Annotated in this window: 14 protein-coding genes; 9 read left to right on the forward strand and 5 right to left on the reverse strand. The window is 69.4% G+C overall.

What is annotated here, in order from left to right:
• Positions 1–24: 24 nt before the first annotated feature.
• The gene (locus tag CPH93_RS14325; protein ID WP_096213072.1) at positions 25–1,017 is read right to left on the reverse strand and encodes an aldo/keto reductase; all 993 of its coding nucleotides are present in this window, start codon (positions 1,015–1,017) and stop codon (positions 25–27) included.
• Between the two features lie 423 nt (positions 1,018–1,440).
• Between CPH93_RS14325 and CPH93_RS14330 the strand changes: the two genes are divergently transcribed.
• The 5 genes from CPH93_RS14330 to CPH93_RS14350 all read left to right on the forward strand — a co-directional run bounded on the left by CPH93_RS14330 (position 1,441) and on the right by CPH93_RS14350 (position 4,988).
• On the forward strand, positions 1,441–2,376 hold the full coding sequence (locus tag CPH93_RS14330) for a putative protein N(5)-glutamine methyltransferase (protein WP_231977335.1): 936 nt from the start codon (positions 1,441–1,443) through the stop codon (positions 2,374–2,376).
• Between the two features lie 49 nt (positions 2,377–2,425).
• The gene (locus CPH93_RS14335) at positions 2,426–3,280 is read left to right on the forward strand and encodes a GNAT family N-acetyltransferase (RefSeq protein WP_096213073.1); all 855 of its coding nucleotides are present in this window, start codon (positions 2,426–2,428) and stop codon (positions 3,278–3,280) included.
• A 105-nt stretch (positions 3,281–3,385) separates the two neighbouring features.
• Positions 3,386–3,832, forward strand: a complete 447-nt coding sequence (locus CPH93_RS14340) for a helix-turn-helix domain-containing protein (RefSeq protein ID WP_096213074.1) — start codon at positions 3,386–3,388, stop codon at positions 3,830–3,832.
• A gap of 33 nt (positions 3,833–3,865) precedes the next feature.
• Positions 3,866–4,480, forward strand: a complete 615-nt coding sequence (locus CPH93_RS14345) for a hypothetical protein (RefSeq protein WP_096213075.1) — start codon at positions 3,866–3,868, stop codon at positions 4,478–4,480.
• 163 nt (positions 4,481–4,643) lie between these two features.
• On the forward strand, positions 4,644–4,988 hold the full coding sequence (locus CPH93_RS14350; RefSeq protein WP_173909812.1) for a DUF2516 family protein: 345 nt from the start codon (positions 4,644–4,646) through the stop codon (positions 4,986–4,988).
• A gap of 80 nt (positions 4,989–5,068) precedes the next feature.
• Here CPH93_RS14350 and CPH93_RS14355 read toward each other — a convergent pair whose 3' ends face one another.
• Positions 5,069–6,493 (reverse strand): PP2C family protein-serine/threonine phosphatase, encoded by a 1,425-nt coding sequence (locus CPH93_RS14355; protein WP_096213076.1) that lies wholly within the window; start codon positions 6,491–6,493, stop codon positions 5,069–5,071.
• Positions 6,494–6,814: 321 nt separating this feature from the next.
• On the reverse strand, positions 6,815–7,882 hold the full coding sequence (locus CPH93_RS14360) for a C40 family peptidase (RefSeq protein ID WP_096213077.1): 1,068 nt from the start codon (positions 7,880–7,882) through the stop codon (positions 6,815–6,817).
• Between the two features lie 420 nt (positions 7,883–8,302).
• Here CPH93_RS14360 and pstS point away from each other — a divergent pair, with 420 nt between their 5' ends.
• The 4 genes from pstS (at position 8,303) to pstB (ending at position 12,512) form a co-directional block, all read left to right on the forward strand.
• Complete coding sequence (gene pstS / locus CPH93_RS14365) at positions 8,303–9,424, forward strand: phosphate ABC transporter substrate-binding protein PstS (RefSeq protein WP_096213078.1); 1,122 nt, start codon at positions 8,303–8,305, stop codon at positions 9,422–9,424.
• A 131-nt stretch (positions 9,425–9,555) separates the two neighbouring features.
• A complete protein-coding gene (pstC, locus tag CPH93_RS14370) occupies positions 9,556–10,548 on the forward strand; it encodes a phosphate ABC transporter permease subunit PstC (protein WP_096213079.1) in 993 nt (330 codons plus the stop codon).
• A gap of 82 nt (positions 10,549–10,630) precedes the next feature.
• Complete coding sequence (gene pstA / locus CPH93_RS14375) at positions 10,631–11,701, forward strand: phosphate ABC transporter permease PstA (RefSeq protein ID WP_443031466.1); 1,071 nt, start codon at positions 10,631–10,633, stop codon at positions 11,699–11,701.
• Positions 11,702–11,735: 34 nt separating this feature from the next.
• Positions 11,736–12,512 (forward strand): phosphate ABC transporter ATP-binding protein PstB, encoded by a 777-nt coding sequence (pstB, locus tag CPH93_RS14380; RefSeq protein WP_093484528.1) that lies wholly within the window; start codon positions 11,736–11,738, stop codon positions 12,510–12,512.
• A 151-nt stretch (positions 12,513–12,663) separates the two neighbouring features.
• On the opposite strand, the gene CPH93_RS14385 is transcribed toward pstB, so the two are convergent.
• Positions 12,664–13,662, reverse strand: a complete 999-nt coding sequence (locus CPH93_RS14385; RefSeq protein ID WP_096213081.1) for an inorganic phosphate transporter — start codon at positions 13,660–13,662, stop codon at positions 12,664–12,666.
• Positions 13,663–13,671: 9 nt separating this feature from the next.
• A complete protein-coding gene (locus CPH93_RS14390) occupies positions 13,672–14,292 on the reverse strand; it encodes a DUF47 domain-containing protein (protein ID WP_006603963.1) in 621 nt (206 codons plus the stop codon).
• Positions 14,293–14,459 lie beyond the last annotated feature (167 nt).

A 14,459-nucleotide genomic window follows, 5' to 3' on the forward strand; every position in this document is an offset into this window, starting at 1 on the left:
ACCACTGCACCACCGACCGGTGCCTCATCCCTCGACGAACGCCATGCTGGCCTCGTCGTACCGCGTCCCGGCTATCTGGCCGGTGGGGGCTGCGGCGTCGATCGCGGTGAGTTCCTCGGCGGTCAGCTCGACGGCGAGTGCGCCGAGGTTCTCCTCCAGATACTTCTGCCGACGGGTCCCGGGGATCGGCACCACATCGTTTCCGCGGTGCTGCACCCAGGCCAGGGCGAGCTGCCCGGCGCTGACGCCCTTGTCGGCGGCGATCTCGTCGAGCTTCTCCACGATGGCCAGGTTCTGCTCCAGGTTGCCGTCGGCGAAGCGCGGCTGGCTGCGGCGCACATCGGACTCCGGCAGCCCCTTCACCGAGGTGTAGCGCCCGGTCAGAAAGCCGCGGCCGAGCGGCGAGAACGGCACCAGGCCGATGCCGAGTTCACGGCACACCGGAGCGATCTCGTGCTCCAGATCGCGGGTCCACAGCGACCATTCGCTCTGCAGCGCGGCTATCGGGTGCACCGCATGCGCCCGCCGAATGGTCGCGGCACTCGCCTCCGACAGTCCCAGGTGCCGTACCTTCCCGGCCGCGACGAGCTCGGCCATCGCACCGACAGTCTCCTCGATCGGAACGTTCGGGTCGACGCGGTGCTGGTAGTACAGGTCGATGTGGTCGACCCCGAGCCGGCGCAGAGACGCGTCACAGGCCTCCCGCACATAGGCGGCGTCGCCCCGGATCGCCGTCGGCTCGCCGAGCCGGTTGGCGAACCCGAACTTCGTCGCCAGTACCGCCTCGTCCCGCCGGCCGGCGACGGCCCGGCCGATCAACTCCTCGTTGTGGCCCGCCCCGTAGAAGTCGGAGGTGTCCAGCAGGGTGACGCCGAGGTCCAGGGCCCGGTTGATGGTCGCGATCGACTGCGCGTCGTCCGACGCGCCGTAACCGTGGCTCATCCCCATGCAGCCGAGCCCCTGCGCGGAAACCGCGAGCTCACCGAGGTGACGGGTCGGAATGCTCGTCGTGGTCATGATGCTGTTGCCTCCTGGACGTGGCGTACGACGGACGTATCTGGATCCCGGACCGGAAGCGCCTGAGCACTGAGCCACGGCCGGAATCCCGTCCCGGACGCTACGAGTTGAAGCGCACTCCAAGTCAACAAAGCGGCACGACAGCCCGCCGGGGCGACACCGCGACGCCCGAGCAGCGACGGCCGAACCCGACGACCGGAACCGGCCGCCGCACGCCACCCACCTGTGCGCCGCGCCCCAGGTCAGGTAATGTTGCCCCCTCAGTAGTGGACCGAACGAGGAGGTGAGACCGATTCCCCGCCAGACCAGGCAGGCGCTCCCGGCTCACGCCCCTCAGGTCCACCCGATGCAGGTGACCACCCGACACACGTGACCCGGGATGCGCCCTCGGCGCCCCGAAAGGCCCACATGTCGTCACCTCATATGCCGTCCCCCCACGTGCTGTCCCAGCCGTCGCCGCACCGACCGGACGGCGCGTCACCCCGCTCCCCGCGACTCTCCCCGCCGCTCTCCCGCGCCACCGTCATCGGCACACTGCGCGCCGCCGGCTGCGTCTTCGCCGAGGACGAGGCGGAGTTGCTGATCTCCACCGCACATACGGCGGACGCACTCGCCGCCATGGTGGAGCGCCGCGTACGCGGCCTTCCCCTGGAACACGTCGTCGGCTGGGCGGAGTTCCACGGGCTGCGGGTCACCGTCGACCCCGGCGTCTTCGTTCCGCGGCGCCGCACCGAATTCCTCGTGGGCCAGGCCATCGGCCTCGGCCGGCGGACCTCCGCCCGCACCGGGCGGCCCACGGTCGTCGTCGACCTGTGCTGCGGATCCGGTGCGGTGGGCGCCGCGCTGGCCGCCGCCCTGGACCGGGTCGAGCTGTACGCCGCGGACATCGAGCCGGCCGCGGTGCGCTGCGCCCGCCGCAACGTCACGGCCGCCGGGGGCGAGGTCCACGAGGGCGATCTCTTCGAGGCTCTGCCCACCGGCCTCCGGGGCCGTATCGATGTCCTGGTGGCCAACGTTCCCTACGTACCGACCCACGAGGTCGGGCTGCTGCCGCCCGAAGCCCGCGAGCACGAGCCGCGGGTCGCGCTGGACGGCGGCGCGGACGGGCTGGACGTCCTGCGGCGGGTGACCGCGGCCGCGCCGCAGTGGCTGGCACCAGGGGGGCATCTGCTGGTCGAGACAAGCGAACGGCAGGCACCACAGGCCGTCGAAACCTTCACCCGCAACGGGCTCCTCCCCCAGGTGGCCACCTCCGACGAGCTCTACGCCACGGTCATCATCGGGACCCGCCCCGCCCCCGGGCAGGGCGAGGCGACCGCCTGCCCACCGGCCTCGGAGATCAGCCATTGCGACGGCTGATCTCCGGCAATGCACTCACCGGAGTCGAGTCCGTGAGAGATCGTGAAGCATGCGCCCGGACGCTTGGCACCTCACCGAAGACGTCGACGACTTTCTCGCCCGAGCCGGTGACTTCCTGCGCTCGCGCCCCGCCCTGCACAACACGCCGCTGACAGTGATCGAGAGACTGCGCACGCGCGGGGCGAGCGCATACGGCGCCGAAGCCACCGTCTTCGGCCACCTGGAGTCAGGCGGCGACGTCCGCGCCATCTTCTACCGCCCTCCGTCCCACCGCCTGACCCTCACCCCCCTCTCCCCGGAGCACGCCGACCACCTCGCCGCCCACCTGGTCGACCTCGGCCACCCCCTCGCCGGCGTCACCGCGGACCACGACACCGCCACCGCTTTCGCCGAGGCATGGCAGCGGCACACAGGCGCAGCGCCGGTACCCAGCTGGCGGGGCCGTCTCTACCGTCTCGGCACGCTCACCCCACCGGAGCCGCGCCCGGACGGCCGGGGCCGTGTCCTGGACGCGCAGGACCATGAGCAACTCATCCGCTGGTGCGGTGAGTTCGTCGCCGCCGTCGGAGAGGCCCCGGCCATCGACGCCGATTCCTGGGCCGACTCGCGCTTCGCCGACAAACGCTTCACGTTCTGGGAGCCCCCGGACGGCACTCCCGTCTCCATGGCAGGCTCGACCGCGATGGTCGGCGGCATGATCCGGGTGGACCCCGTCTACACCCCGGCCCACCTCCGGGGGCGCGGCTACGCGGGCGCTGTGACCGTCGAGGTGAGCAGGGCCGCGCTGACCGCGGGCGCGACGGACATCGTCCTGTTCACGGACCCGGCCAACCCCACCAGCAACGCCCTCTACCAGCGCATCGGATACGTTCCGGTCGCCGACTTCACCGGGTACACCTTCTAAGAGCGCCGATCACGCCGCCGGTGCTCACCACGCCCCTCACCCCACCAGAGCACTCCTGCTAGCGCCTTGCTTGCAAAAGTTAGCACTACGAGGCACCATCGGGGTATGGCATCACTCAACGTCGGCAACCTCGGCGAGTTCCTGCGGGAGCAGCGGCGCACCGCGCAGCTGAGTCTGCGGCAGCTCGCGGATGCCGCCGGGGTGTCCAACCCGTACCTCAGCCAGATCGAGCGCGGCTTGCGCAAGCCGAGCGCGGAGATTCTGCAGCAGCTCGCCAAGGCGCTGCGGATATCCGCGGAGACGCTGTACGTCCAGGCCGGGATCCTGGACGAGCGGCACGGTCTGGACGGGGTCGAGGTGCAGACCGCGATACTCACCGACCCGGCGCTGAACGAGAGACAGAAGCAGGTCCTGCTGCAGATCTACGAGTCCTTCCGCAAGGAGAACGGGCTCGGGAGCGGCGGCAAGGACAGCACTGCGAGCGGGCACGAGAACGAGCGCGGCACGGACACCCTCGACACAGAGGCCGACGGCGGCCCGCACGCCACCTGAGCAACCGATTCCGTTTCCAGGAGGAAGAACGTCATGGCCATCCCCGATGACCTCCGCAAGACCCTGACCGACGCCACCCCGCTGTACGCCCTGGCCGGCACCGTCGACCTGGCGGCCGAGAAGCTCGGCGAGGTGCCGCAGCTCGTCGAGAAGATCCGGACCGAGGCCCCCAAGCACTTCGAATCCGTGCGCAGCACCGACCCCAAGGACGTCCAGGCCCTGGTGAGCAAGCAGGCCAAGGACGCCCAGGAGAAGCTGTCCGAGCTGCTGGGCTCGCTGGACGGCGACATCAAGAAGGTCCGCGACCAGGCGCAGGAGCTGGCGCTGCAGGGCGTGGGCCGGGCGGCCGAGGCCGTCGTGCGGGCCCGGGAGGGCTACGAGGAGCTCGCCGAGCGCGGCCGTGGCGCGGTGGCGACCTGGCGCGGCGAGGCCGCCGACCAGGTCGAGGACCTCGCGGTGGCGATCGAGCCGGAGCCGAAGCCGTCGGCCAAGAGCTCCCCGAAGCCCCAGACCGCGAACGGGGCCAAGGCGCAGACCAAGGCCACCCCCGCGGCGCAGCCCAAGCCCGCCGCGCCGAAGAAGCCCGTCGCGCAGCGCAAGCCGGCGCCGGCGCCGACGAAGAAGAGCACCCCGCCCTCCGCGAAGTGAGCGCGATGTGACGTCCCTCACGCTTGCGTGAGAGCGCCGTTCCGGGGCCGGGCCGGGCACACTTCAGGTGCCCGGCCCGTTGTCCGGGTACCGTGGGGCCGCACGGGCGGCAGACGGCCGTGGCGGACCGACGAACACGAACGGCGAACGGGCGGTGGATGGCGTGCTGATTTACGGGTTCCAGAGCATTCTGAGCTGGGTGCAGCTCGCCCTGGGCGTCTACGCCGCCGTGATGCTGATCGATGCCGCCGTACGCCGCGAGGACGCCTACCGCGCCGCGAGCAAGCAGACCAAGGGCATGTGGCTGATCTTCCTCACCCTTGCCACGGCGCTGCTGTTCATTCTCCCGATCATGTCGTTCCTGCCGATCATCGGCGTGATCGCAGTGATCGTCTACACCGTTGACGTACGGCCCGCGCTCCGGGAGGTCTCCGGTGGCGGCAGCGGCCCGCGCCGCGGGGGCTCCAGCTCGGACGGGCCGTACGGGCCCTTCAACGGCGGGCGCTGAGCCCGGCCGGCGAGGCCCCGGAGGGCCTCGGCCGATTCACTCGCGGCCCCTTCACCTCGGCCGCTTCCCCCGCGGCTGTGTCAGCGCCGGTCCAGCAGGAGCACGGCCACATCGTCCGTCAGCTCGCCGCCGTTGAGATCGCGTACTTCCCTGACCGAGGCGTCCAGCAGTTCCTCGCCGCTGAGGCCGGCCGCCATCTGGCGGCTGACCAGTTCGGTCATACCCTCCTGGCCGAGACGCTGGTTGCCGACGCCGATCCGGCCCTCGATCAGCCCGTCGGTGTACATCATCAGGCTCCAGGAGCCGCCCAGTTCGACCTGCCGGCGCGGCCAGCGGGCGTGCGGCAGCAGGCCGAGCGCCGGGCCGCCGAATTCGTAGGGCAGCAGTTGCGGGCTCTCGCCGGCCTTGGCCAGCAGCGGTGCGGGGTGGCCGGCCAGGCACAGCCCGGCGCGGCGGCCGTCCGCGGAGATGTCGACGGTGCACAGCGTCGCGAAGATCTCGTCGTCCGCGCGCTCGTGCTCCAGCACCTTCTGGAGGGTGGCGAGCAGTTCGTCACCGGACAGGCCGGCGAAGGTCAGCGCGCGCCAGGCGATCCGCAGCTCGACGCCGAGCGCGGCCTCGTCGGGGCCGTGGCCGCAGACATCGCCGATCATCGCGTGGACGGCGCCGTCCGGGGTGCGCACGGTGTCGTAGAAGTCTCCGCCGAGCAGGGCGCGGCTGCGGCCGGGGCGGTAGCAGGCCGCGAAGCGCAGATCGGAGCCGTCGAGCAGGGGCGTGGGCAGCAGGCCCCGCTCCAGCCGGGCGTTCTCCTGGGCGAGCATCCGCGACTCGGTGAGCTGGCGCTGGGCGAGGTCGGCGCGTTTGCGTTCGACGGCGTAGCGGACCGCACGACTGAGCACCGCGCCGTCCAATTCGTCCCGGAAAAGGTAGTCCTGGGCGCCGACGCGTACGGCGTCAGCGGCGCGCTCGGCGTCCGTCTCGTAGGTGAGCACCAGTACGGCGTGCGACGGCGCCAGGCGCAGGACGTCGCGCAGGACGCCCAGTTCGTCGCCCCGGGTGCCGTGACCGGCGTCACGTTCCGCGCGGCCCTCGGGGGCCTGCGGGGCCAGGTCGAGCAGGATGCAGTGCACATCGTCGGTGAGCAGCCGCTCGGCCTCGGTGAGGTTGCGGGCGGTACGCAGGCGCACCTTGCGGCCCGCCCAGTCCCACATCTCGGGGACATGACTGTTGGGGTCCTCGCCGATGAGGAGCAGGGTCAGGCCCTGGGGGGCGGGTCCATGGTCGGCCGAAAGTCGCTGTTCGCCCGGCAGCGGCTGGGTGGGCTCAAGGAAGCCCTGCACTGCCGGCTGGGCCGCCTCCTGGCCCGGGGCGCGCACGTCCTGGGCCGTCGCGTCCCCCGCGCCCGGTGCGTCGGCGACCCGCGCGGTATCCGCGCAGGCGTCATCCACCGGTCCTGCCTGGTGCGGCAGCACGACCGTCCGCTGGTGCGGTACGGGTACGGGCATCGGTCTGCTTCCTTCCCTCCCCCCGAGGGGTGCGACGGAGCGCCGACGGCGCTCCACGTGCCCGGCTCCCGCCGCTCGTGGGTCAATTGAGCGGGGCGCTGACGGGCACTGACAGGCGACCATAGCGTCAGTACGGAGTGGGATGGAATGCCCGACAGCAATCGGCCATCGTCATATGCCCCGACCGATCAGCCATTTGACCTGGAGAGGGCGGAATACGGAATGACGAACATCACCCCGCTTGAGTGCATTCAGCGACGCGGCGGCAACCCTCAGAGAGCGAAACAATCAGGTCAGTTATCTCGGGTGTGAGCCGCGCCATCAGTGGCCGGCGTCACCATCGGGGCGGACGACGCCGAGAATCGGCATCGAACCGGCACCGGTGATCGTGACCTGCCGGCCGGGACGCGGCGCATGCACAATCGCGCCGTCACCGAGATACATCCCGACATGGCTGGCATCGGAGAAATAAATAATCAGATCGCCCGGCCGCATGTCCTTGAGGGCCACCCGGGGAAGCTGCCGCCACTGCTCCTGTGACGTCCGCGGAATCGTCCGGCCGGCGGCCTGCCAGGACCGCAGGGTCAGCCCGGAGCAGTCGAAGGTGTCCGGCCCTTCCGCGCCCCACACATAGTCCTTGCCGATCTGCGCGGTGGCGTACGAAATCGCCTTCTTGCCCTCGGCCGATGCTTTGTTGCTGATGTCGTCGAGGACGCCCGAGTCGAGCCACTTCTGCTGCTGCTTGAAGGCCTGCTCGTCCTCCAGCTTCTTCAGCCGGTCCTTTTCCTTCGCGGCCAGCCGGGATTCCAGCTCCTTTGCCGCGTCGATCTGTTTCTTGATGTCGCGCTGGGCGCTTTCCTTCTTCTTGCGGTTCGCCTCCAGCTTCTCCCAGCGGTCCGTGGCGGAGGCCGAATACCGCTGCAAGTCACCTTTGAGATGCGCCAGTTGGCTCATCACTCGTTTTGCGGCGAGCTGTCCCTTACGGGCCAGGGTGGCGTTGTCGAGAAAGCGTTCCGGGTCGGCGTTGAGCACCAGTTTCGCCTCGGCGGGCAGCCCGCCGCCGCGGTACTGGGCACTGGCCAGCGCGCCCGCCTGCCGCTTGAGGGCGGCCAGCTTCTGCTGGGTGGCGTCGATGGTGCGCGCCAGCTGCACGATCTGCTTCTGCTGGACGTCGACCTGCTCCTTGGCGGCGTTATAGGCGTCGGTGGCCTGTTCGGCCTTGCGGTAGAGGGCGTCGATCTTCTTGCGTACGTCGTCGAGGTGGCGGGCATCGGCGTCCGCGGCCTTCGCCGGGTCCGCGGACGGGTTCTTCGGGTCATCGGCGGTGGCGGCCGTGGCCGTACCGCCGAGCAGCCCCGTCGCGCACAGGACGACGGCAGTGCAGGCCATCACCCGGCTACCCCGTATGCCCCATGCGCCCCATCTGCCCTGAATCCCCTGTGCATCCCGAACGCCCTGCCGCACCCCCTGGCTCCCCACCAGCCACCTCCGGTCGTTCCACACCGATTCGCGCCTTCTCAGGCGCGGATGCTGCCATACCGGCCGGTAATTCAACAGGGTGACGTGCCGTTTTGCACCCCTCGAAGGGCACTTATCGGCCCGCACCCAGCCGATGGCCGAGGTTCACCGTGCGTTCACTCTCCTCCATCGGCCGCTTTACCTGATCTACCTAATTTCAGCCTTACCGAGTGCGCGTCCCCCACGGCACAAGCGCAGCACGGCCGGCTTCCGCCGTGAACGCGGCAGTCATCACGACACCACCCAACGCTCGCCGACGAAGCGGCGCGCCCCAGGAAGGAAATCTCGACAGTGAAGCTTCAGCGCAAGAACCGGGTTCGCGCCCTCGCCGTTGGCGCTCTCGCCGTCTCCGGTGCCCTGGCCCTGACCGCGTGCGGCTCGGACGACACCTCCGGCGGCGGTAGCGCCGGCGCCGCCAAGACGTCCAACATCAAGTGCGACGGCAAGGGCAAGCTTCTTGCGTCCGGCTCGTCCGCGCAGAAGAACGCCATGGACGTCTGGGTGCAGGCCTACGCCGGCGCCTGCAAGGGCACCGAGATCAACTACCAGCCGACCGGCTCCGGCGCCGGCGTCACCACCTTCCTGCAGGGCCAGACCGCCTTCGCGGGCTCCGACTCGGCGCTCAAGCCCGAAGAGATCGCCAAGTCCAAGAAGGTCTGCAAGGGCGGCCAGGCCATCGACATGCCGATGGTCGGCGGCCCGATCGCGGTCGGCTACAACGTGCCCGGCGTGGACAACCTCGTGCTGGACGCCCCGACCCTGGCGAAGATCTTCGACGCGAAGATCACCAAGTGGAACGACCCGGCGATCAAGAAGCTGAACCCGGGCGCCAAGCTCCCGGACCTCAAGGTCCAGGCGTTCCACCGCTCCGACGACTCGGGCACCACCGACAACTTCACCAAGTACCTCAAGGGCGCCGCCCCGGGTGACTGGAAGCACGAGCCGGCGAAGAAGTGGGAAGGCACCGGCGGCCAGGCGGCCTCGGGCTCGGCCGGCGTCTCCTCGCAGGTCAAGCAGACCAGCGGTGCGATCTCCTACTTCGAGCTGTCGTACGCGACGGCCGGCAAGATCCCCACGGCCAAGCTGAACACCGGCGCCAAGGAGCCGGTCGACGCCACCGTCGACAACGCCTCGAAGGCCATCTCCGAGGCCCAGCAGGTCGGCAAGGGCGATGACCTGGCCCTGAAGCTCAACTACACGAGCAAGGCCGAGGGCGCGTACCCGATCACCCTGGTGACGTACGAGATCGCCTGCGACAAGGGCAACAAGGCCGAGACGCTGCCCGCCACCAAGTCCTTCCTGACCTACGCCGCCAGCAAGGACGGCCAGGCCGCGCTCAAGGCGCTCGGATACGCCCCGCTGCCCACCGAGATCGCCGACAAGGTCCGCGCGACCGTCGCCAAGCTCTCCTGACCTACCGGGCGGCGGCCCATCAACCGCCGTAGGACCGAAGGGGCCCCCTCACAAGGGCCCCTTTGGGCCGCCGCCCGTCCGGTGCACCGCCGCGCCAGGAGCCCTCACCGGCTCCGCAGACCGGAGAATCGATGAATACCTCCTCCACGACCGATACGCCCCTCCCACCACACCCCGACCGCTCCGCCGTCTCCGGCAAGGCGGTCCGCCCCGGCGACCGGATCTTCCTCGGGCTCTCCCGGGGCTCCGGCATCGCCCTGCTGGCGATCATGGCCGCCATCGCGGTCTTCCTGACCTACCGCTCGGTGCTCGCCATCTCCGGCGACAAGGCCAACTTCTTCACCACGCTGGACTGGAACGCCACCGGCACCGACCCGAAGTTCGGCATCGCGGTACTCGCCTTCGGCACCCTCGTCAGCTCGCTGATCGCGATGCTGATAGCCGTGCCTGTCGCGGTCGGCATCGCGCTGTTCATCTCGCACTACGCGCCGCGCAAGCTGTCCTCGCCGCTCGGCTACGTCATCGACCTGCTCGCCGCGGTGCCCAGCATCATCTACGGCCTGTGGGGCGCGCTGTTCCTCGTCCCGCATCTGAGCGGCCTCTACAGCTGGTTCGACGACTACCTCGGCTGGACCGGCATCCTCAGTTACGGCGGCGGGGCGGCCCGTTCGCTGTTCACCGTCGGCATCCTGCTCGCGATCATGATCCTGCCGATCGTCACCAGCGTCAGCCGTGAGGTCTTCCTGCAGGTCCCGAAGATGCACGAGGAGGCCGCGCTGGCGCTCGGCGCCACCCGCTGGGAAGTCATCCGGATGTCGGTGCTCCCCTTCGGCCGCTCCGGGATCATCAGCGCCTCCATGCTCGGCCTGGGCCGCGCGCTCGGCGAGACGATGGCCGTCGCCACGGTCCTCTCGCCCAGCTTCCTCATCAGCACCAGCCTGCTGGACCCGGGCGGCGGCACCTTCGCCCAGAACATCGCCAGCAAGTTCAGTGAGGCCGACCAGTTCGGCCAGGACGCGCTGATCGCCTCCGGCCTCGTCCTCTTCGTGATCACGCTGCTCGTCAACGGCGCGGCCCGCCTGATCATCGCCCGCCGCAAGGAGTACTCGGGAGCCGCAGCATGAGTGAGCGAAGCGAACGAATCATCCAGAGGTGCGTGTTTCGCGCATGCGATACCGCGCGAAGCGAGGTAACGGCATGAGTGTGATGACCGACCGCCGACCGGTCTCCGACGGCGGCAGCCCGCTCCCCGTCTCCCTCAAGCAGCCCCGGCTGCCGCGCTGGACCCCGCCGGTGCTCGCCCTGGTGGCGGCCGGTGCGGGCAGCGGCATCGGACTGGCCGCCGGCCTGGACAGCACGGTCCAGTGGGGCCTGATCGCCGGCCTGCTCTTCGTCCTGGGCACGTTCGCGCTGGCCGCGGGCGTCGAGGGCACCCGGCAGGCCAAGGACCGGCTGGCCACCAGCCTGGTCTGGCTCGCCTTCCTGATCGCCGTCGTCCCGCTGGCCTCCCTGCTGTGGGAGACCGTGGCCCGCGGCACCAAGGTGCTGGACGGCTACTTCCTGTCCCACTCGATGGGCACCACCCCGGACGCCCTGCCCGGCGGCGGCATCTACCACGCGATCATCGGCACCCTGGAGCAGGTCGGCCTGGCCACCCTGATCGCCGCGCCGCTCGGTCTGCTCACCGCGATCTACCTCGTCGAATACGGACGCGGCAAGCTCGCACGGGCGGTCACGTTCTTCGTGGACGTGATGACCGGCATCCCCTCGATCGTGGCCGGCCTGTTCGTCCTCTCCGTGTGGATCCTGATCCTCGGCTTCGGCCCGTCCGGATTCGCCGGCGCGATGGCGCTGGCGATCCTGATGATGCCGGTCGTCGTCCGCTCCACCGAGGAGATGCTCAAGCTCGTCCCGAACGAGCTGCGCGAGGCGTCCCTGGCCCTGGGCGTGCCGAAGTGGCGCACCATCCTCAAGGTCGTACTGCCGACGTCGATCGGCGGTATCACCACCGGCGTGATGCTCGCCATCGCCCGTATCACCGGTGAGACGGCGCCCGTGCTCCTCCTGGTGTGGGGTGCGAAGACGATCAACAACAACCCCTTCCAGGATGCCCAGCAGTCGCTTCCGCTCTACGTTTTCCAGCAGTGGCAGCAGGGTTCCGAGGCCTCCTACGACCGCGCCTGGGCCGCGGCCCTGGTCCTCATCGCGTTCGTCATGATCCTCAACCTGGTGGCCCGCGGCATCGCCCGCTGGAAGGCTCCCAAGTCCGGCCGCTGACCAAGCCCGGCGACAGAAAGAAGCAGTGATTTCCATGGCCAAGCGAATCGACGTCAGCGGCCTCTCCGCGTACTACGGCAGCCACAAGGCCATCGACGACATCTCGATGACCGTCGAGCCGCGCTCCGTGACGGCCTTCATCGGCCCGTCCGGCTGCGGCAAGTCGACCTTCCTGCGCACCCTGAACCGGATGCACGAGGTCACCCCCGGCGGCCGGGTCGAGGGCAAGGTCATGCTGGACGACGAGAACCTCTACGGCTCCGGGGTCGACCCGGTCGCGGTCCGTCGCACCGTCGGGATGGTCTTCCAGCGCCCCAACCCGTTCCCCACGATGTCGATCTTCGACAATGTCGCGGCCGGTCTGCGGCTGAACGGCTCGTACAAGAAGAGCGAGCTCAAGGACATCGTCGAGCGCTCCCTCAAGGGCGCCAACCTCTGGAACGAGGTCAAGGACCGGCTGAACAAGCCCGGTTCGGGGCTGTCCGGCGGCCAGCAGCAGCGGCTGTGCATCGCCCGCGCCATCGCGGTCGAGCCCCAGGTCCTGCTGATGGACGAGCCGTGCTCCGCCCTCGACCCGATCTCCACCCTCGCCATCGAGGACCTGATCGGCGAGCTGAAGGAGCGCTTCACGATCGTCATCGTGACGCACAACATGCAGCAGGCCGCGCGCGTCTCGGACCGTACGGCGTTCTTCAACCTCGCCGCGGTCGGCCAGCCCGGCAAGCTGGTCGAGATCGACGAGACCGAGCGGATCTTCTCCAACCCCTCGGTCCAGGCCACGGAGGACTACATCTCCGGCCGCTTCGGCTGAGCCGCGAGCGCGCCCCGGCCGCACCCGGCCGGGTCCGCCCCCTCCACGTCCTGCGGTGCTGCATGGCGGTGCCACCGCAAGACGAAGGGCCCGCCCCTCTTCCCGGGGGCGGGCCCATTGCTTGTGTCGGAGCAGGCCGACAGCAGGTCCGTCAGCCGAAGGCCAGCGCCACGACCCCGTACGCGCCCGCCGCGACCAGCGCCGCGGCCGGCATCGTGATGAACCAGCCCATCACGATGTTCTTGGCGACGCCCCAGCGCACCGCGCGCGGGCGCTTGGTCGAGCCCACACCCATGATCGCGGAGGTGATCACATGGGTCGTGGAGATCGGGGCCTGGAACATGAACGACGCGGTGTACATGACCGAGGCGGCCGTGGTCTCCGCGGCGAAGCCCTGCGGCGGATCCAGCTCGATGATCCGCCGGCCCAGGGTGCGCATGATGCGCCAGCCGCCCGCGTACGTACCGAGCGAGAGGGTGAGCGCACAGGCCAGCTTGACCCAGATCGGGATCGCCGCGTTGGGCTCCTCGGCGTCCGCGATGACCAGGGCCATCACGACCACACCCATGGTCTTCTGGGCGTCCTGCAGACCGTGGCCGAGCGCCATACCCGCCGCGGACACCGTCTGGGCTATGCGGAAGCCGCGCTTGGCCTTGTGCGGGTTCGCCTTCCGGAAGACCCACAGGATCAGGACCATCACCAGATAGCCGAGCACCAGGCCGACGACCGGCGAGATGAACATCGGCAGGACGACCTTCTCGACCACCCCGGACCAGATCACGGTGGTGCCACCGGCCAGCGCGGCCCCGACCATGCCGCCGAACAGGGCGTGCGAGGACGACGACGGCAGGCCGAAGTACCAGGTGACGAGGTTCCAGACCACCGCGCCGAGCAGCGCGGCGAAGAGAATGCCCATCCCCTTGCTGCCGTGGGGAGTGGCGATCAGCCCCTCGCTGACCGTCTTGGCGACCCCGCTGCCCAGGAAGGCACCGGCGAGGTTCATCACGGCGGCCATCGCCAGCGCCGCCCGCGGGGTCAGCGCCCGCGTCGAGACCGAGGTCGCAATGGCGTTGGCGGAGTCATGGAAGCCGTTGGTGTACGTGAATCCGAGCGCGACCGCAATGGTCACGACGAGCGCGAAGGTGTCCATGGGAGGCGCTCAGGACTCCTTGACCGCGATGGTCTCGACCGTGTTGGCGACGTGCTCGAACGCGTCCGCCGCCTCTTCCAGGATGTCCACGATCTGCTTGAGCTTGAGCACCTCGATGGCGTCGTACTTGCCGTTGAAGAGGTGCGCCAGCAGCTTGCGGTGGATCTGGTCGGCCTGGTTCTCCAGGCGGTTGACCTCGATCCAGTACTCGGTGAGGTTCGACATGGTGCGCAGATTCGGCATCGCCTCGGCGGTCAGCTCGGCCGCCCGCGCCAGCACCTCGATCTGCTGGTCGACGCCCTTGGGGAGCTCTTCGACCTTGTAGAGGACGACCAGGTCGACCGCCTCTTCCATGAAGTCCATGATGTCGTCGAGCGACGAGGCGAGGTTGTAGATGTCCTCGCGGTCGAACGGCGTGATGAACGAGGAGTTCAGCTGGTGGAAGATCGCGTGGGTGGCGTCATCTCCCGCATGCTCCGCCGCCCGCATCCGCTCAGCGATCTCTGCCCGGGCCGAGGCGTCCGCCCCGAGCAGTTCCATCAGGAGCTTGGAGCCCGTGACGATGTTGTCCGCGGAGGCGGCGAACATGTCATAGAAGCTCGTCTCCCTGGGGGTCAGACGAAAGCGCACGTGAAATCCTCGGGGTGCATCGGATTCGGTCGGGTTGATGCTAGGCGCATCATCCAGCCACTGCTAACCGGCATTCCATCAGTGTCGCCCATCGAACAGCATGCTCTGCACGGGGTACCACACCTGCCCGCAAAGTTCGGTACCATATACCCACCAGGGGTATATGG

It is taken from the genome of Streptomyces sp. 2323.1 (assembly GCF_900221035.1).
In the GTDB taxonomy this organism is placed as follows: domain Bacteria; phylum Actinomycetota; class Actinomycetes; order Streptomycetales; family Streptomycetaceae; genus Streptomyces; species Streptomyces sioyaensis.